The organism is Streptomyces sp. NPDC006339 (assembly GCF_040612775.1).
Taxonomy (GTDB): Bacteria; Actinomycetota; Actinomycetes; order Streptomycetales; family Streptomycetaceae; genus Streptomyces.
Genome location: NZ_JBEXQW010000021.1, coordinates 21,079 through 37,305, shown reverse-complemented (window position 1 = coordinate 37,305; position 16,227 = coordinate 21,079). Strand labels below are relative to the sequence as shown.

The window sequence follows — 16,227 nt, the reverse complement described above, 5'->3', positions numbered from 1 at the left end:
ACATGCCCGAGTACCACCCCACCATCGGCGACGCGATCGGCTACGCCATGGCCCACAACGCCCGCATGGCCGCCCGCCACAACTTCGACCGCGCCCTCGCCGCCCACGACCTCGAAACCGACCTCACCGGCGGCTGCGGCATCTGCGACACCGAGCACGACGAGAGGTGCGCCGCCTGCCAGCAGTGCGGCTGCCACCGCCACGACACCTGCACCCGACCGACCACCACCGCCTGATCCGGTTCCACCGTCACACACGACAGGAGACCCATCCCCATGACCGACCAGCCGGCCCGCCCCGCCATGACGATGCGCGATATCCGTACCGCCCTGGGCCACTCCGAACCGCCCGTCCTCGTCGAGGCCACCCGCTACGAGGTGTCCGTTCTGCCCTTCGACGACATCAACCGCGGGTCGTTCACGATCAGCGTCGAGGCCCGCGGCGAGGGCCGATGGGCCGTCTCCCGCCACCGCCAGTGCCTCGACGCGAACGGCAACTGGTCCTGGGAGTCCATCCCCAGCGAGCGCACCGACGATTGGCTCGCCCAGCACCGCTTCGACCTGGACACCGCGCTCAGCCTCGCCCGGAAGGCAGCGCCCCACCTCGTCGTCAACGGCCACACCGCGCTCGACGCCTACCACCGCACCCACGCCTGACCCGCGGCTCGGTTCCACCACCACACACGACAGGAGACCCACCGTGCAGCACGTAGTCATGTGGTCCGGAGGCATCACGTCCTGGGCCACCGCACGCCACGTCATCGCCGAACACGGTCCGGCCAGCACCACCCTGCTGTTCGCCGACACCCACGCCGAGGACGAAGACCTCCACGTCTTCAACGCCCAGGCCGCCGAACAGCTCGGCGTCCCCATCACCCGGGTCGCCGACCCGGCCGGCCGCGACCCGTGGCAGGTGTTCGAGGACAAGTCCTGGGTCGGCAACACCCGCATCGCCCAGTGCTCCCAGCTCCTGAAGCAGGAACCGTGCCGCAAGTGGCTCGTCGCGAACACCGACCCGGCCGCCACCACCGTGTACGTCGGCATCGACTGGACCGAGACCGAGCGCCTGCCCGGCATCGTCCGCGGCTGGGCGCCCTGGAGCGTCGACGCCCCGCTCACCCGCCCGCCGTACTTCGACAAGGAGCAGCTCCGCGCCGAAGCCCGCGCCGCCGGCCTGATCGACCCGCGGCTGTACCGGCTCGGCTTCGCCCACAACAACTGCGGCGGCGCCTGCGTGAAGGGCGGCCAGGCTCAGTGGGCCCGGCTCCTGGAGGTGTTCCCCGAGCGGTACGCCAAGGCCGAGCGCTTCGAGGAGCGGATGCGGGCCAAGCTCGGCAAGGACGTCGCCATCCTCCGCGACCGGCGCGGCGGCGAGACGAAGCCGCTCACGCTGGCCACGCTCCGCCGGCGCATCGAGTTCCAGCGCCACGCCCAGCCCAGCCTGCTCGACCTCATCGACACCGACGACTGGGGCGGCTGCGGCTGCTTCACCGACGCCGCCTGAGCACGCAGCAGCCCCCGCTCGCGGATATCGAGCGGGGGCCCGCCACCCAGCCTACGACCACCAGGAGCCACACCATGACCGACGAGACCGACTACGTGAACGCCAGCCTCATTGAGGCCCGCGCCGCGATCACCAAGCTCATCGACCTGTACTTCGACAACGTTCCCGTCGATGAGCTGGAGCGCGAGCAGATCGTGGAGACCCTGCACGAGGGCATGTCCGACGAACTGGAGCGGCTCTACCGCCTCGACCACGCCGCCGGGGTCCGGGACGCCACCCGCCAGGCCGCCGCACAGCAGCCGGCCGACGAGGACACGATCGGCCTGTGCGGCCACTGCGGAGTGCCCCGCGAGTCCCACCACCACGGATACGTCAGCACCGACGACGCCATCGCCGCCGCACCACACCGCATCTCCGCCGCCGTCGGGGGGCAGGACGCCACCCAGCCCACCACCCCGCCCCTGCGCGTCTGGCAGGTCATCCGCGAGGACGAGCACACCGCCTACAACCTCTACGGCACCGAGGACGACGCCAAGCGCGGCTCCATCAACTGCTGGCTGGAGGAGGAAAGCCCCCGCGACAACTACTCCTGGCGGCCCTTCGGCGACGGCCTGGAGCTCCTCGTCGACGACAAGAGCGCAGGGATCCTCATCAACCGCCTGCCCGTGTACGGCCGCCACTTCGCCGCCGCCCGAGCCGCCGGGGCCGAGTCGTGACCGCCGCTGAGTTCCCGCCCGAGATGGTGACCTACTTCGAGACCCGCGCCCGACAGCGCGAGCAGGACATCGACATGCGTCTCGCCGAGCTGACACCCCGCGAACGGTCCCTCGTCCGCGACGCCGCCGTCATGGGCTACGTCCTCGGCCGCATGGACGAACGCGCCAAGGTCGAGTTCCCCAAGGACACTCCGATCCTCCGGGGCGTCGTCTACGCGGCCCTCCGCGAGGACGAGAACTACAAGGTCCTCCGCGGCGTAGCCCACCAGTACACCGAGCCGGAGGCCGAGTCGTGACCGCCGAGCCCGTACCGCCCCGCCACCCCAAGCCCGAGCTCCGCATCGTCCGGGAGACAACCACCTGGACCGTCGAGGAGGACGAGACCCGATGAACAACTGCGGCATGTGCGAGACCCTCGTCGAGCACGGCTACCTCTGCCCCGGCTGCACCCGAGCCCTCGCCGACCGGCTCGACCGCATGCCGCTGCTCTACCGCGCCCTCGCCGCCTTCCTCACCCCCAGCGTCCGCAAGCCGAGCGGAGCCCGTACGAATCGCACCGAGGCGCCCCTGCCCGTCTCCGAGCACGTCCTCGACCTGCGCGGCCCCGGCGGCATCGTCGGCATCCTCGAGGACTGGTGCACCGCCATGTACCGAGACCGCGGCCAGACCGCCCCCGCCCGGACGGGCAACATCGAGCAGCGCATCGCCCACGCCGCCACCACCCTCCGCCGCAACTGCCCGGCGATCGCCGCCGAGTGGCCCGCCACCGGCGACCTCGCACACGAGATCCGCGACCTCGAACGCAGCGTCACCACCATCACGGGCGCCACCGACCGCCCGAACCCGGGACACCGCCTTGGCCCCTGCCCCGCCGAGCACACCGACGGCACGCTGTGCGGCGCCACCCTCCGGCTCCCGCCCGGCAACACGGTCGTCACCTGCCCCTGGTGCGGACAGACCTATCCGCCGGCCACCTGGCCCGACCTCCGCACCCTCATCGACCACGACCAGCAGGCCGTGGCCTGACACACGACGGCCCCGGCGGAGCTGCAACCTCTGCCGGGGCCAGGACCCACCCGAAGCGATCGAAGAGCAGGTCCCCCATGAACGGTACAGCCACCGATCCCCGCACCACCCGGCGCGAGCGCGTGCGCCAACTCCACGCCACCGGCGCAAGCACACGCGCCATCGCCAAGGAGCTGAACACGAGCAAGGACACCGTCCGGCGCGACCTGGCGCACCTGGCGCAGCACCCCGACCAGCAGGAAGCGCCGCCCGCGCCGCGGCACCCCAGGATCACCCCCGCCCTCCGCGCCGAGGTGGCGCAGCGCAACGCCGCTGGCGCAGACGCCATGCGCCAACTCGCCAGCGCCGTGGCGCAGGTCGAGGCCGAACGCGTGGCGCACCTCTGCATCCCCCGCATGCAGGCCCACCAGTGGGCCGACGAACTCCAAGCCCATGCTCAGGCACTGGCCCGGATCCTCGACGACTTCCGGACCTACTACCCCGACTGGCGCGCCTGACTGTCAGACCGTCGCCCTACCCTGGCGCCGTCCTTCAACCCGTACGCGGACGGCTGCCCGTACGACTCGGACCCGCCCCGCCGACGTGGAACCCCGGCGGGGCGGAGGAGGCCCACCATGAACACCCCGCTCCTCGTCGACACCCGCGCGGCCCACGCCGCCACCGGCGCCCGCCCCGCCACCATCCGCCAGTGGCTCCGCCGCGGCCACCTCACCCACCACGGCCACGACCGAGCCGGCCGTGCCCTCATCGACCTCCACGAACTTCGCGACCGCCTCACCACCCAAGCCGCTTGAACCCACGCGAACAGCGTGTAACACTGACCCCACGTCCGGCGTGCCCGGACAACATGGGCCCGCCACAGTGCGGGCCTTCGTCATTGGCGAAGAACAACTCCCAGACTGCCAGCCATACGGGAGCATGCCCCCATGACCGACGACCACGAGTTCGCCGCCCGCGCCGCCCGCATCCGCGCCGCCTACCACCGCCTCATGGCTCAGACCAACGATGTAGCAGCCAGCGCCCACCGGTTCAGCGCCGCCCTGGAGCGCCTCGGGCAGGCCGTCCAGGCCGGCACCGACCGAGAGATCGCCGAGCACCCCGACCTCGCCGAGCTGAACGTCGTCCTGGACAACTACTACGACAAGCCCTGACCGGAACACCCGGGGCATGGTGCGCTGCGGCTGGAGGTGAGCATGCCCCCCAGCCCCGAGCACTGGCAGGAGAGCGCCACCGCCTGGCGCACCACCCCCAGACCCCGGGGGTGGAAGGCCCTCCGGGCCCCTGCCCTGGAGCGTGACGCCTACCGCTGCACCTGGGTGGAGGACGGCGAGCAGTGCACGGAGCCCGGCACCGATGCCGACCACATCGGCGACCCGGACGACCACAGCGTGGAGAACCTGCGCACGCTGTGCCAGTACCACCACCGCAAGCGCACCGCCATGCAGGCCCGCGCCGCCCGGGGCGACATGCCCAGCAGGCGCCGCCCGCGCGGCGAGCATCCAGGGCTCGTGACCACAACGAGCACGGCGCCGGCCTCGAAGCCGGAGGGAGAAGCCGATGTTCAAGGTGACGTTCCTCCCTTCTGACCTGCGACTTTCTGCGACGGGTGGGGGGTACCCCCGGCCGGGCCGCTTCTTGGCCCACGGTGCGGCATAGCACCTCGCGCCGTGTACGGGTCTGCCACCTGCGGTGATCACGGAGGGTGTCCGGAGCCGATGGCACATCCGTCGCATACTCACTGGTCGTGGCTCTTACTCGTTACACGCTTGCCCGGTAGACTGGACGCATGGCGACGATCTGTGAGCGCGAGGGATGCGAGGCGAAGCTGCCCGTGGCGGGCCGCGGGCCGATGCCCCGGTTCTGCTCGACGCGCTGCCGGGTCGCCGCCCACCGCGCTCGCCCCGCCCTGCCGGTCGAGCTCACCCGCCGCGAGCGCTGGGTGCGCCGCGACGAGCGGAAGGCGCCGCGCACGGTCGACGGCGGCTTCGCCTCGGTCACCTCGCCGTCGACCTGGACGAGCCACCGCTCGGCCGCGGCTTCGTCGGTCGGCGTCGGCCTCGGCTACGTCCTGGCCGCAGGCGACGGCATCGTCTGCGTGGACCTGGACCACTGCCTCGACGAGGGCGAGCTCGCCCCGTGGGCACGAGAGTTCCTCGACCACTGCCCGCCGACGTTCGTCGAGGTGTCGGCGTCCGGCACGGGCCTGCACGTGTGGGGCCGCGGGGACGTCGATCGGGGCCGGCGGATCCGCCGCGACGGCGTCGCCATCGAGGTGTACGGACGCGGCCGGTACATCGCCGTCACCGGCGAGCGGTACGGGCAGGCTCCGGCGAAGCTGGCCGACCTCACCGAGGTGGTCGGCACGATCTGACCGAAGGGGCGCCCATGACGATCACTCCTGTTCGCAAGGGCACCCACCGATGCGATTTGCCGCATCCCCGCTGGGACCCGGGCTGGGCGGACCGCGACCTCGTCCGCTGCGATGTCTGTGACCGCCGCTACCAACTTTGGGCGCCCGAGGGCTGGCACGAAGTCTGGGACTACCAGTGGGTGCGGGTCGGCCGCCTCTACGCCTGGTGGGAATCGCGCCGCAAGCAGGACACGCCTGACCCACGCTGACAACGACTCCGAGAGGGGGGTGACCGCCGTGGCCGGTATGGGCCCCCCGCCGTCGGAGAACAAGCGGCGCCGGAACAAGGACGAGCTCGCCGAGTACGGCGCGTCCGTCCAGGCCGACGCCGAAGTGCACGGCCCTGAGCTGCCGCACGCTGCTCTGTACGGGCCGCGCACCATCGACTGGTACGAGACGTGGCGCCGCGCGCCGCAGGCCGGCGCGTTCGTGGCCACGGACTGGCAGCGGCTGCAGATGCTCGCCCCGCTCGTCGACCTGTTCTTCCTGGAGCCCTCGGTCAAGCTGCTCTCCGAGATCCGGCTGAACGAGGGCCTGCTCGGCGCGACGCACGCCGACCGGCTCCGCGCGCGCATCAAGGTCGAGCCGCAGACGTCCCGCCCGGGCGGGACGCCGAACGGGGTGACGGACCTAACCACGGTCCGCCGCCGCAAGATCTCCGATGCCTCGTGAACGCGTCCTCCACCCCGACCACACCCGCGACCGTTCCCTGCACGTCGTCCTGGCCTGGATCGAACACTTCTGCGTCCACGGCCCGGGCGATGTCCAGGGCATCCCGCTCAGCGACCGGCACGGCGGCGAATCCCTCCCGCTGGACGACGAGTTCGCAGGGCTGATCCTCGACTGCTACGCCCACGACGAGAACGGCCGCCGCCTCTACGACACGGTGGTCGTCTCGCGGGCGAAGGGCCGCGCCAAGTCGGAGCTGGCCGGCTTCGTCGGCCTGGCCGAGGCGCTCGGCCCGGTCCGGTTCGCCGGGTGGGCCGAGGGTGGCGAGGTGTTCGAGTGGAGGGACTTCCGCTACGAGTACGCCCCGGGCGAGGCCATGGGGCGCCGCATCGTCTACCCGTTCGTCCGCTGCCTGGCGACGGAGGAGTCCCAGTCCGGGAACACCTACGACAACATCAACTTCAACCTGGAGCACGGGCCGCTCGCCGACGGTCTGCCGGGCGGCACCGCGGGCATCACCCGCGTGATCCTGCCTGCGGCGACCGGCGGCGGCGAGGTCCGGCCCTCGACCGCGGCGGCGGCCTCGCGCGACGGCGGCAAGGAGTCCTTCGCCGTCTTCGACGAGCCGCACCTCTACAACCTGCCGGAGCTGCGGCAGATGTACCGCACGGTCGACCGCAACCTGCGCAAGCGGGACGCGGCCGAGCCGTGGGCCCTGCTGACCTCGACCATGTACCAGCCGGGCGAGGACTCCACGCTGGAGAAGCTGCACGAGCGGGCGAAGGCGATCGCCGAGGGCAAGACCCGCGAGCGGCGCCTGATGTGGGACCACCGCGAGGCGCCGGCCGACGTCGACCTCACCGACCTGGACGCGATGCGGGCCGCGCTGCGCGAGGTCTACGGCCCCTTCGGGGACGTCCTGAACCTCGACGGCATCATCGAGTCGGAGTTCTGGAACATCGAGAAGGACCCGGAGGAGTCCCGCCGGTACTTCTTCAACCAGCCGACCGCGGCCCGCGACGCGTGGACGACCCACCCCGAGTGGGTCGCGTGCGCCCGGCCGGACGTTGTGGTCGCCGACGACGAGCCGATCGTCATGTTCTTCGACGGCAGCAAGTCCGACGACGCGACCGCCCTGGTGGGCTGCCGCGTCAGCGACGGCCACGTGTTCGTGCTCGGCTGCTGGGAGAAGCCCCGCGGCCCGGCCGGGAAGGGCTGGCAGGTCGACCGCCAGGACGTCGACCGCGTCGTCCGCGAGACCTTCGCCCAGCGGACCGTGGCCGCGTTCTTCGGCGACGTCGCCGAGTTCGAGTCCTACATCGACGACTGGGGCCGCGACTTCGGCGAGCAGCTGGTCATCGACGCCACTGTCGGCCGCGCCGCCCACCCGGTGGCGTGGGACATGCGCGGCCACCTGAAGGACTTCACCCAGGCGTGCGAGCGGGCGGACATCGACATCCGCGAGCAGACCCTCACCCACGACGGAGACCCGCGGCTGCAGCGGCACGTCCTGAACGCTCGCCGCCGGCCGAACCGGTTCGGCGTCAGCATCGCGAAGGAGGGCCGTGAGTCCGAGAAGAAGATCGACTTGGCCGTCTGCGCGATCGGCGCGCGGATGGTCCGCCGCATGCTGCTCGCGTCCTCCGCGTGGGCGAAGTGGAATGCCGGGCCGAAGAAGCGGCCGGGCCGAGTCGTCGCCTGGGGGTGATCAGCCGTGGCAGAACCGCTGAGCGCGGACGCGCTGGCCAAGGTGGTCGCCGCGCTGCTCGCCGGCCGCCGGGCGGAGTCCGGGCGGATGAGCCTGATCCACGCCTACCTGAAGGACCAGGTGTGCGACATCTACGTCCCGAAGTCCGCCACCGTCGAGTACCGCAAGCTCGTCGACCAGGCCCGCTTCAACATCCTGCCCCTCATCGTGAGCAGCGTGGCGCAGGGCCTGTTCGTCGACGGCTACCGGCCCTCCGGCTCCGTGAACAACTCCCCGGTCTGGGACCGGGTGTGGCAGCCCAACCGGATGGACGCCCGCCAGTCCGGCCTGTACCGGGCCGCGCTCCAGTACGGCTACTCCTACGCCGTCGTGCTGCCGACCGATGAGGACCAGGCGCCGGTCATCACCCCGTACTCGCCGCGCCGGGCGACCGCCCTGTACGACGACCCCATCAATGACGAGTGGCCCGAGTACGCGATGACGATCGGCATCCCCCGGCCGGTGCTCACCAAGAGCTCGTCGCAGATGGACGCGCTCGTCGAGATCACCGTCCTGGACGACCAGTTCACCTACACCGTGGACGTCCCGGCCGTCCTCGTGCAGCAGTCGCCCACCGGCCGGGGCGAGCCGCTGCCGTTCGAAGGGGTCGCCATCGACCCCACGAAGGTGCGCACGAAGGCGCACGGCCTGGGCGTCTGCCCCATGGTCCGGTTCCTGGAGTCGTATGACGACCTGGACGACGGGCCTGCCGGCATCGTCTACCCGATGCTCCCCGCCCAGCGGCAGCTGAACCAGACCACCTTCGGCCTGCTCATGGCGCAGACCTACGCCGCGTTCAAGCAGCGGTGGGTCACCGGCATGGCGATCGCCGAGGACGAGGACGGCAACCCCATCGAGCCGTGGAACGCCGCCGTCAACCGGGTCTGGCAGTCCGATTCGCCCGACACGAAGTTCGGCGAGTTCTCCGAGACGAACCTCGACGGCTACCTCAACAGCAGGGACAAGACCCTGCTGTACGTCAGCTCGGCGCGGCAGATCCCGCCGCACACCCTGGTCGTCGGCAACGCCGTCTCCAACATCTCCGCCGAGGCCCTCGCCGCGCTGAACGCCGGCCACGACCTCGACATCGGCGAGCACAAGACCGCGTTCGGCGAATCGGTCGAGCAGATGCTGCGCCTCGGTGCGCTCGCGATGGGCGACACCGCCACCTGGCAGGACACCTCCGCACAGGTCGTCTGGCGCGACACCACGCCGCGTTCCCTCGCCCAGGTCGCCGACGCGCTCGGCAAGCTGGCCCAGCTCCTGGACGTCCCGCCGCGCGCCCTGTGGGAGCGGATCCCCGGGGTGACCGACACCGACATCGCTCGATGGGAGGCGATGGCCGGCGAGCGCGACGCGCTCGGCGAGCTCGACACGCTGCTCGCCGGTGCGCCCGCGGGCGCCGCCGATCCGATCGTGCCGGGCCTGGAGGAGGAGGTCGACGATGCCGAGCGCCAAGGCGCAGTCCCTGACGCGCCAGTTCCAGCTGCAGGTCCTGCGGATCGCTGAGCTGATCGCCCGCCGCCTGCGGGTGACCGCGATGCGCGCGGACGTCGCCGACATCGACGGCTGGTGGGAGCGCATCAGTCCGCAGGTCCAGCGGGAGATCCTCACCGGGCAGACCGCGCTGGCGAGGATGGCCCGCCAGTACCTCGTGCAGCACGCCGCCCTCGAGGGCGCCACGGTCGAGCCGGTCGTCGTCGAGCCGGTGGCTGAGCAGATCTCCACCGCACTGCTCGTCACCGGCCCGGTCGCGTTCAAGACCCATATGCGCGACAGCGGCTCCGAAGTGGCGTCGGTACGGACGATGGCCTCGCAGCTCCAGGGCTCGGCGACCCGCCTCGTCCTGGCCGGCGCCCGCGACACCACCATGGCCACCGTCCAGCAGCGGCCGGGCATCGTCGGATACCGCCGAATCCGGGGCCGCCCGGAGCCGTGCCCGTTCTGCCTCATGCTCATCAGCCGCGGCGCCGTCTACTCCCGCGAGACCGCCGACTTCCACGCGCACGACCGCTGCTCGTGCATGCCCGAGCCGCTGTACCGGCACGAGCCGGAGCCGCCCGAGGTGCGTGCGCTGTACCGGCAGTGGCGCGAGGCGACCGCCGGGACGACCGGCCCGGGCAGCATCCGGGCCTGGCGCGCGCACCTCGCCAAGCAGGCCGCCCCGGACGCGGCCACGTAGGTTGGGCGCCGCTCAGCTTCCCCCGCATCCGGCGGGGGCGCCGCCGCGATGGCGGCACCACATCACCACGAAGGGAGTCGGCCGCGATGGCTGACGCCGCAAGGACCACAGCCGAAGTGCTGGGCCAGTTCCAGAAGGAACTCGCCGAGGCCGGGATCGACCCGGAGTCGGCGCAGTACCTGATCCAGTCCGCAGGCCGCGAGCTGCTCGCCACCGAGGGGCTCGCCGTCAGGAAGGTTGGCCGCGATGGCTGACGACGACACCACCGTCACGCCGCCCGCGATGGGCGAGCAGCAGCCGGCCCCGCCCGCACCGGGCAGCGAGGGCGGCGACCTCGGAGACGCAGGGAAGAAGGCGATCACCGAGGAGCGGGCCGCACGCCGTGCGGCCGAGCAGGCCAGGAAGGAGCTGGAGGCCCGGCTCAAGGAGCTGGAGCCGCTGGCCGCGAAGGCGCAGCAGCTGGAGGACGCGAAGAAGTCCGAGGCCGAGAAGCTCACCGAGAAGCTGACCGCCGCCGAGAAGCGCGCGCTGGCGGCCGAGGAGAAGGCCCTGCGCCTGGAGGTCGCCACCGCCAAGGGCCTCACCCCCGCGCAGGCCAAGCGCCTCGTCGGCTCCACCAAGGACGAGCTGGAGGCGGACGCCGACGAGCTGCTCGCCAGCTTCGGCGGCACCCCGCCCGCCGACAGCAGCGGGAAGAAGCCCGGCCGGCGCCCGGTCGAGCAGCTGCGCCCCGGCGGCGCACCCAACCCGCCCGCCCCGTCGCTCGCCGAGCAGATCGCCGCGGCCGAGAAGGCCCGGAACTGGGCCGAGGCATCGCGCCTGAAGACCATCCAGCTCATGCAGATGGCCAACCCCAACCAGTAGCGGCAGGGACGACAGACGCCCCTGCCCCATGAAAGGAGGCCCTCGTGGCCGGAATCACCGGGCAGGGGACCACGTTCAACCTGCCGAACTTCGTCGGCGAGCTCTTCGCCCAGTCGCCGACCGACACCCCGTTCCTGTCCGCGATCGGCGGCCTGACCGGCGGCGAGTCCGTGGCGTCCACCCTGTTCCAGTGGCAGGGCTACGACCTGCGGCCGGCCGAGGACAACCGGCAGCGCGTCGAGGGCGCCAACGCCCCGACCGCCGAGCAGCGGGTCCGGTTCAACGTGACCAACGTCCTGGAGATCCACCAGGAGGCCATCGAGGTCAGCTACACCAAGCTGGCCGCGTCCGGGCAGTACCACTCCACCGGCTCCACCCACCCCGGCGCGGTCGGCATCGCCGGCGCCAACCCGGTCGTGGACGAGGCCCAGTGGCAGATTCGGCAGGCCCTGATCCAGATCGCCCGCGACGTGGAGAAGAGCTTCATCACCGGCACCTTCGCCAACCCCGCCACCAACGCCACCCCGCGCAAGACCCGCGGCCTGCTCCAGGCGATCGCCACCAACGTCATCGACGGCCTGGGCGCGCAGCTCACCGAGGACATGGTTCTCGACCTGCTGCAGATGGTCTGGGAGAACGGCGGCATCCAGGTCAGCGAGACCGCGACCCTGATGTGCAACGCGCATCAGAAGCGGATGCTGACGAAGATCTTCATCACCGACAAGAACTACCAGGAGACCTCGCGCGAGGTCGGCGGCGTCCACGTGACCACGATCGAGACCGACTTCGGCCGGCTCAACATCATGCTCAACCGGTACATGCCCGCGGCCGAGCTCGCGGTGGTGTCGCTGGAGGAGTGCGCGCCGCGGTTCCTCCTGATCCCGGGCAAGGGCTTCCTGTTCGTCGAGCCGCTCGCCAAGCAGGGCGCCTCCGAGCGCTCGCAGATCTACGGCGAGATCGGCCTGAAGTACGGCAACGAGAAGGCCCACGGCAAGATCACCAACCTCGCGACCTCGTCCGGGTCCTGACGTGCCGGTCTCGCACCACGAGGGCCGCGGCTGGGTCGCTGACCGGCTGGCCGCGGCCCGCCCGCACCTCGTGATCGACGTCGGCGCGGGTGAGGGCATCTACGCCATGCTCATGCGCTCGCGCACCCCGCAGGCGCGGTGGGAGGCCGTCGAGGTGTGGGCGCCCTACGTCGAACGGTTCGCGCTGGCCACCAAGTACGACGCCGTGCACACCGTCGATGTCCGCGCTTTCACCTGGCCGCAGGAGCCGTTCACGGTGCTGCTCGGTGACGTCGTCGAGCACCTTCCCGAGGCGGACGCCCGCGAGCTCCTGGCCGGCCTGAAGCGGCGGGCCGAGCACGTGATGGTGTCCGTGCCCATCGTGCACATCGAGCAGGGCCCCGTCGGCGGCAACCCGCATGAGGCCCACCTGAAGCACTGGAGCTACGAGGAGATGGACGAACTCATGGGCGGCTGTGACTCGCTGCGGGGGGACGTCCTGGGAAGGTGGTGGTGGAGCCGATGAACATCGTGGCCCTGGTGCACTTCGCCGTGCCGTTCCGCAACGCCGGGTCCGAGACGATGCTGCACGCGCTGCTCAAGCCGCTGGCTGCGGCCGGCCACGACGTGACCGTGGTGACCACGGACACGCCGCAGGCCCCGCACCACTACCAGTGGGACGGGATCAAGGGTCTGTCCCGCCCGGGCGCCCGCGCGGCCGCCGAGGCTGTGCGCGAGCTCGCGCCGGACGTCGTCGTCACCCAGCACCAGAACACCGCCCTGGCCCTTGACCTCGCCCGCGAGACCGGCGCCAAGTCCGTGTTCCTGATGCACAACGACTTCGAACTGAACGGCGAGCTCCTCGCCCGCGAGCCGGACCTCGTCGTCTTCAACACCGACTGGATCGCCGCCAAGTACGCCGACCAGGCGCCGCGCTCGCTCGTCGTCCACCCGCCCGTGTGGGCCGAGCAGCACGCCACCACACCAGGTGACTGCATCACGCTCGTGAACCTGAACCGCGACAAGGGCGCCGCCCACCTGTACTACCTCGCCCGCCGCATGCCCGAGCAGCAGTTCCTCGGCGTGATCGGCGCGCACGGCAAGCAGGTCCGCGTCGGCGGCGACAACGTCGAGATCGTCGAGCACACCACCGACATGCGCGCCGACGTCTGGGCCCGCACCCGGATCCTGATCATGCCGAGCGTCTACGAGTCCTACGGCATGGTCGGCATCGAGGCGATGGCCTCGGGTATCCCGGTGGTCGCCGCCCCGACACCGGGCCTCGTCGAGTCCCTCGGCGACGCGGGCACCTTCGTGGAGCGCGACGACCTCGACGCCTGGGAGACCGCCCTGCGCGGCCTGCTGGACCCGAAGGCGTACAAGGCCGCCTCGGCCCGCGCGCTCAAGCGCTCCGCCCAACTGGACCCCACCGCCGAGCTGGCCGCGTGGGTCACGGCCGTGGAGGAGGTGAGCGGACATGCCCGACCTCGCCGCCGTAGCCGACCTCGAAGCACGCCTCGGAAGGCCGCTGACGCCTGACGAGCAGGCCCGCGCCGGCGCCCTGCTCGCCGACGCCTCCGCGCTCGTGCGCGACTTCACCCGCCAGGAGATCACCCCGGTCACCGGGGACACGCTCGTCCTGCGGCCGGTCGGTGTCCTGCTGCGCCTGCCGCAGCGGCCCGTCACCGCGGTGACGTCCGTGTCCGCCGTCGGCCCCACCGGCAGCGTGCTCGGTGCACTGTCCGGCTGGTCGTGGGACGGCCGCGACAAGGTCGACCTGTCCTGCGTGAGCCCGGCCGGCTCCTGGCCGCTGTCCTGGACCGGGCCGCTGCCCGACACCTACCAGGTCATCTACGACCACGGCCGCGCCACCGTCCCGCCCGGGATCGTGGCGGTGGTGTGCGCGATGGTGCTGCGCACCCTGCTCTCGCCATCGATGACCGCGGGCATGGTCGCCGAGCGGATCGGCGCCTACAACTACCAGCTGCAGCAGGGCACCGGCGCGGCCGGCGCCTCGGTCGTCATGACGTCCGCCGACGAGAAGGCGCTGGCCCGCTACGGGCCGCGCCGCTTCGGCACGATCGCCCTGGAGGCCGGGTGAGCCCCTCCGCATCCGTGCCCGGGCGGCTGCTGCCGCACACCGTCACCGTGGTCGCCCCGGTCGCGGTGACCGACTCCTACGGCAACACCGTCTACGACTACGGCCCGGCCGCCACGCGCACCCCGGCCGCCGCGTGGCTGGAGCAGACCCAGCGCACCCAGGTCACCGTGAACGGCGCCGACCCGCTGCAGGCCCGCTGGCTCATGGTCACCACCGCCACCGTGCCGCGCCGGGCCCGCATCGAGTGGACCGCTCCCGACGGGCCGATGGTCTTCGAGGTCGACGGCCGGCCCGGCCCTCTCTACAACCCGCTCGCCATGGCCGCCTCCGCCACGGCGGCCCCGCACCACACCGAGCTCACGCTCAAGGTCATCGACGGATAGGAGCCCCCGCCATGGCGCAAGTCGTCGTCGCCTTCCGCCTCTACAGCCGCGGAGCCAAGGACCTGCTGCGCTCCGACGGAGTACGCGAGGACCTCGGCCGCCGCATGCAGGCCGTCGCCGAGTGGGCCGGGCCGTACTTCGAGCAGGCCCTCGCCGACTCCCACACCCGCTACCCGGTGCAGATCATCGCCGACACCTACACCGGCCGCTCCCGCGCGGGCGCCACCGCCGTCGCGATCCACCCCGGCTCGCTGCGCGTCGAGCAGGAGCACGGCTACTTCCGCGGCGCGATGTCGGCCGCCGCCGACTGAGAGAGGGACTGCTCGTGCCGATCCAGCAAGGCGCCGATCCAGCGCCGGCCTTCCGCGTCCGGTGGGAGCACGCAGCCGGGGTCACCGAGTGGCGCGATGCGCTCGTGCCGCCGCAGGTGCAGGAGGGATGCCTCGTCCTGCGCATCACCCCGCGGCGCCTGCTGTGGGTGCCCCTGCACACGATCACCGGGCCGATCGAAGTCGAGGGGATGTGACGTGGCCTTCCCCGACGCCAACGGCTTGCTGATCGGCTACCTCTCCCCGCTGCTCGCCCCGGTCAAGGTCGCCTCCCGCGTCCCGGACCCCCGGCCCGTCCGCCTCGTCCAGGTCCGCCGCGTCGGCGGCGCCGCCACCGCCCCGGTGCGGGACACGGCCCGGGTCGACTTCTTCGTCTGGGACATCGACGACCGCGCGGCCATGCAGCTCGCGCTCACCGTCCGCGGCCACCTGTGGGCCCTGTCCGGCACGCAGCTGCTCGGCGTGCCCTGCTACCGGGTGCAGGAGTTCCTCGGTCCGCGCCTGGACGACGACCCCGTGACCAATGTCCCCAGGGTGTGGATGACGTACAGCTTCGACCTGCGGGCCGACGACGCCATCCAGCCCGCCCCGACCTTCCGGTGACCGCGCGCGCCAGGAGCCCCAACACCGCTAAGGAGAAACCCTCATGTCCCTGGACGCATCCGAGGTCCGCGTAGCCATCACCGGAGAACTGCTCTCCGCCCCCCTCGGCACCACCGCCCCGACGAACGCGAGCTCGGCCCTGCCGGCCGCGTGGCTCGGCCACGGCTACGTGTCCGACGACGGAGTCACCGAGAACTGGGACGACTCCGTCGACAACATCGTCGCCTGGCAGAACGCGACCACCGTCCGCGCCGCCCGCACCGAGTCGACCCTGACGCTCGCCTGCACCCTGATCCAGACCCGCGGCTCGAACCTCGAGCTCTTCTACCCCGGTTCGCAGGTCGTCTCCAGCGGCGCCGAGTGGAAGATCGACGTCAAGCCCCCGACGTCCGACCGCCGCTCCTTCGTCCTGGACGTCATCGACGGCAACGAACTCATCCGCATCTACCTGCCGAACGCCGAGCTCACCGAGCGCGGTGAGGTCCCGTACCAGTCGGGCGAGGCCGTCGGCTACCCGGTGACCATCACCGCCTACCCGGGCAGCGGCAACGTGCTGATGACGAAGTTCTCCAACTCCGCCGCCTGGGGCATCGGCATCTCCTGACCGCCCGCCCCCCTTTGGACCGGGCCGGGGGCATCTCGCGCGGAGTGCCCCCGGCCCCTGCCCCTTCCGTCCGCGCACCCCTT

27 protein-coding genes are annotated in these 16,227 nt (G+C 71.8%); all 27 read left to right on the top strand.

Going from position 1 to position 16,227, the window contains the following annotated elements; genetic code table 11:
• Nucleotides 1-2: 2 nt before the first annotated feature.
• The 27 genes from ABZ135_RS18545 (at nt 3) to ABZ135_RS18415 (ending at nt 16,144) form a co-directional block, all read left to right on the top strand.
• The gene (locus ABZ135_RS18545; RefSeq protein ID WP_356696966.1) at nt 3-236 is read left to right on the top strand and encodes a hypothetical protein; all 234 of its coding nucleotides are present in this window, start codon (nt 3-5) and stop codon (nt 234-236) included.
• A gap of 39 nt (nt 237-275) precedes the next feature.
• A complete protein-coding gene (locus ABZ135_RS18540) occupies nt 276-656 on the top strand; it encodes a hypothetical protein (RefSeq protein WP_356696965.1) in 381 nt (126 codons plus the stop codon).
• A gap of 43 nt (nt 657-699) precedes the next feature.
• On the top strand, nt 700-1,503 hold the full coding sequence (locus ABZ135_RS18535; RefSeq protein ID WP_356696963.1) for a hypothetical protein: 804 nt from the start codon (nt 700-702) through the stop codon (nt 1,501-1,503).
• Between the two features lie 74 nt (nt 1,504-1,577).
• A complete protein-coding gene (locus ABZ135_RS18530) occupies nt 1,578-2,219 on the top strand; it encodes a hypothetical protein (protein ID WP_356696961.1) in 642 nt (213 codons plus the stop codon).
• Nucleotides 2,216-2,515, top strand: a complete 300-nt coding sequence (locus tag ABZ135_RS18525; protein ID WP_356696959.1) for a hypothetical protein — start codon at nt 2,216-2,218, stop codon at nt 2,513-2,515. Before ABZ135_RS18530 ends, ABZ135_RS18525 begins: the two co-directional genes overlap by 4 nt.
• Before the next feature lie 91 nt (nt 2,516-2,606).
• A complete protein-coding gene (locus tag ABZ135_RS18520; RefSeq protein ID WP_356696957.1) occupies nt 2,607-3,245 on the top strand; it encodes a hypothetical protein in 639 nt (212 codons plus the stop codon).
• Nucleotides 3,246-3,322: 77 nt separating this feature from the next.
• Nucleotides 3,323-3,742, top strand: coding sequence for a DeoR family transcriptional regulator (locus tag ABZ135_RS18515; protein ID WP_356696955.1), 420 nt, complete (start codon nt 3,323-3,325; stop codon nt 3,740-3,742).
• Between the two features lie 117 nt (nt 3,743-3,859).
• A complete protein-coding gene (locus ABZ135_RS18510) occupies nt 3,860-4,039 on the top strand; it encodes a hypothetical protein (protein ID WP_356696953.1) in 180 nt (59 codons plus the stop codon).
• A 132-nt stretch (nt 4,040-4,171) separates the two neighbouring features.
• Entirely contained in the window at nt 4,172-4,396 is a 225-nt protein-coding gene (locus ABZ135_RS18505; RefSeq protein ID WP_356696951.1) for a hypothetical protein, read from the top strand.
• A gap of 42 nt (nt 4,397-4,438) precedes the next feature.
• A complete protein-coding gene (locus tag ABZ135_RS18500; RefSeq protein ID WP_356696949.1) occupies nt 4,439-4,831 on the top strand; it encodes an HNH endonuclease signature motif containing protein in 393 nt (130 codons plus the stop codon).
• A gap of 200 nt (nt 4,832-5,031) precedes the next feature.
• Nucleotides 5,032-5,616, top strand: a complete 585-nt coding sequence (locus ABZ135_RS18495) for a DNA primase (protein WP_356696947.1) — start codon at nt 5,032-5,034, stop codon at nt 5,614-5,616.
• 14 nt (nt 5,617-5,630) lie between these two features.
• Complete coding sequence (locus ABZ135_RS18490; RefSeq protein ID WP_356696945.1) at nt 5,631-5,864, top strand: hypothetical protein; 234 nt, start codon at nt 5,631-5,633, stop codon at nt 5,862-5,864.
• A 28-nt stretch (nt 5,865-5,892) separates the two neighbouring features.
• Complete coding sequence (locus tag ABZ135_RS18485; RefSeq protein ID WP_356696943.1) at nt 5,893-6,327, top strand: hypothetical protein; 435 nt, start codon at nt 5,893-5,895, stop codon at nt 6,325-6,327.
• A complete protein-coding gene (locus tag ABZ135_RS18480) occupies nt 6,317-8,032 on the top strand; it encodes a Terminase (RefSeq protein ID WP_356696941.1) in 1,716 nt (571 codons plus the stop codon). Before ABZ135_RS18485 ends, ABZ135_RS18480 begins: the two co-directional genes overlap by 11 nt.
• 6 nt (nt 8,033-8,038) lie before the next feature.
• Nucleotides 8,039-9,580: a phage portal protein gene (locus ABZ135_RS18475; protein WP_356696939.1), complete on the top strand. Its 1,542-nt coding sequence runs from the start codon at nt 8,039-8,041 to the stop codon at nt 9,578-9,580.
• The gene (locus ABZ135_RS18470; protein ID WP_356696937.1) at nt 9,516-10,253 is read left to right on the top strand and encodes a hypothetical protein; all 738 of its coding nucleotides are present in this window, start codon (nt 9,516-9,518) and stop codon (nt 10,251-10,253) included. Before ABZ135_RS18475 ends, ABZ135_RS18470 begins: the two co-directional genes overlap by 65 nt.
• Before the next feature lie 86 nt (nt 10,254-10,339).
• A complete protein-coding gene (locus tag ABZ135_RS18465) occupies nt 10,340-10,507 on the top strand; it encodes a hypothetical protein (protein WP_356696935.1) in 168 nt (55 codons plus the stop codon).
• Nucleotides 10,500-11,117 (top strand): hypothetical protein, encoded by a 618-nt coding sequence (locus ABZ135_RS18460; RefSeq protein WP_356696933.1) that lies wholly within the window; start codon nt 10,500-10,502, stop codon nt 11,115-11,117. Before ABZ135_RS18465 ends, ABZ135_RS18460 begins: the two co-directional genes overlap by 8 nt.
• 44 nt (nt 11,118-11,161) lie before the next feature.
• Nucleotides 11,162-12,145 carry a DUF5309 family protein gene (locus ABZ135_RS18455; protein WP_356696931.1) on the top strand — a complete coding sequence of 328 codons (984 nt, stop codon included), beginning with the start codon at nt 11,162-11,164 and terminating at the stop codon, nt 12,143-12,145.
• Nucleotide 12,146: 1 nt separating this feature from the next.
• Nucleotides 12,147-12,650, top strand: a complete 504-nt coding sequence (locus ABZ135_RS18450; RefSeq protein ID WP_356696929.1) for a class I SAM-dependent methyltransferase — start codon at nt 12,147-12,149, stop codon at nt 12,648-12,650.
• A complete protein-coding gene (locus ABZ135_RS18445; RefSeq protein WP_356696927.1) occupies nt 12,647-13,663 on the top strand; it encodes a glycosyltransferase family 4 protein in 1,017 nt (338 codons plus the stop codon). The genes ABZ135_RS18450 and ABZ135_RS18445 overlap by 4 nt, the downstream gene beginning before the upstream one ends.
• The gene (locus ABZ135_RS18440) at nt 13,602-14,225 is read left to right on the top strand and encodes a hypothetical protein (RefSeq protein ID WP_356696925.1); all 624 of its coding nucleotides are present in this window, start codon (nt 13,602-13,604) and stop codon (nt 14,223-14,225) included. Before ABZ135_RS18445 ends, ABZ135_RS18440 begins: the two co-directional genes overlap by 62 nt.
• Entirely contained in the window at nt 14,222-14,608 is a 387-nt protein-coding gene (locus tag ABZ135_RS18435) for a hypothetical protein (RefSeq protein ID WP_356696923.1), read from the top strand. Before ABZ135_RS18440 ends, ABZ135_RS18435 begins: the two co-directional genes overlap by 4 nt.
• 11 nt (nt 14,609-14,619) lie before the next feature.
• Nucleotides 14,620-14,919, top strand: a complete 300-nt coding sequence (locus tag ABZ135_RS18430; protein ID WP_356696921.1) for a hypothetical protein — start codon at nt 14,620-14,622, stop codon at nt 14,917-14,919.
• A gap of 14 nt (nt 14,920-14,933) precedes the next feature.
• A complete protein-coding gene (locus tag ABZ135_RS18425; protein ID WP_356696919.1) occupies nt 14,934-15,134 on the top strand; it encodes a hypothetical protein in 201 nt (66 codons plus the stop codon).
• A gap of 1 nt (nt 15,135) precedes the next feature.
• Entirely contained in the window at nt 15,136-15,540 is a 405-nt protein-coding gene (locus tag ABZ135_RS18420) for a hypothetical protein (protein WP_356696917.1), read from the top strand.
• 43 nt (nt 15,541-15,583) lie between these two features.
• Nucleotides 15,584-16,144, top strand: coding sequence for a hypothetical protein (locus ABZ135_RS18415; protein WP_356696915.1), 561 nt, complete (start codon nt 15,584-15,586; stop codon nt 16,142-16,144).
• Nucleotides 16,145-16,227: the final 83 nt, after the last annotated feature.

Coding starts and splice junctions, on each gene's coding strand:
- ABZ135_RS18545 (WP_356696966.1), top strand. CDS start 3: ATGCCCGAGTACCACCCCACCATCGGCGACGCGATCGGCTACGCCATG.
- ABZ135_RS18540 (WP_356696965.1), top strand. CDS start 276: ATGACCGACCAGCCGGCCCGCCCCGCCATGACGATGCGCGATATCCGT.
- ABZ135_RS18530 (WP_356696961.1), top strand. CDS start 1,578: ATGACCGACGAGACCGACTACGTGAACGCCAGCCTCATTGAGGCCCGC.
- ABZ135_RS18520 (WP_356696957.1), top strand. CDS start 2,607: ATGAACAACTGCGGCATGTGCGAGACCCTCGTCGAGCACGGCTACCTC.
- ABZ135_RS18515 (WP_356696955.1), top strand. CDS start 3,323: ATGAACGGTACAGCCACCGATCCCCGCACCACCCGGCGCGAGCGCGTG.
- ABZ135_RS18510 (WP_356696953.1), top strand. CDS start 3,860: ATGAACACCCCGCTCCTCGTCGACACCCGCGCGGCCCACGCCGCCACC.
- ABZ135_RS18505 (WP_356696951.1), top strand. CDS start 4,172: ATGACCGACGACCACGAGTTCGCCGCCCGCGCCGCCCGCATCCGCGCC.
- ABZ135_RS18500 (WP_356696949.1), top strand. CDS start 4,439: ATGCCCCCCAGCCCCGAGCACTGGCAGGAGAGCGCCACCGCCTGGCGC.
- ABZ135_RS18495 (WP_356696947.1), top strand. CDS start 5,032: ATGGCGACGATCTGTGAGCGCGAGGGATGCGAGGCGAAGCTGCCCGTG.
- ABZ135_RS18490 (WP_356696945.1), top strand. CDS start 5,631: ATGACGATCACTCCTGTTCGCAAGGGCACCCACCGATGCGATTTGCCG.
- ABZ135_RS18480 (WP_356696941.1), top strand. CDS start 6,317: ATGCCTCGTGAACGCGTCCTCCACCCCGACCACACCCGCGACCGTTCC.
- ABZ135_RS18470 (WP_356696937.1), top strand. CDS start 9,516: ATGCCGAGCGCCAAGGCGCAGTCCCTGACGCGCCAGTTCCAGCTGCAG.
- ABZ135_RS18465 (WP_356696935.1), top strand. CDS start 10,340: ATGGCTGACGCCGCAAGGACCACAGCCGAAGTGCTGGGCCAGTTCCAG.
- ABZ135_RS18460 (WP_356696933.1), top strand. CDS start 10,500: ATGGCTGACGACGACACCACCGTCACGCCGCCCGCGATGGGCGAGCAG.
- ABZ135_RS18445 (WP_356696927.1), top strand. CDS start 12,647: ATGAACATCGTGGCCCTGGTGCACTTCGCCGTGCCGTTCCGCAACGCC.
- ABZ135_RS18440 (WP_356696925.1), top strand. CDS start 13,602: ATGCCCGACCTCGCCGCCGTAGCCGACCTCGAAGCACGCCTCGGAAGG.
- ABZ135_RS18430 (WP_356696921.1), top strand. CDS start 14,620: ATGGCGCAAGTCGTCGTCGCCTTCCGCCTCTACAGCCGCGGAGCCAAG.
- ABZ135_RS18415 (WP_356696915.1), top strand. CDS start 15,584: ATGTCCCTGGACGCATCCGAGGTCCGCGTAGCCATCACCGGAGAACTG.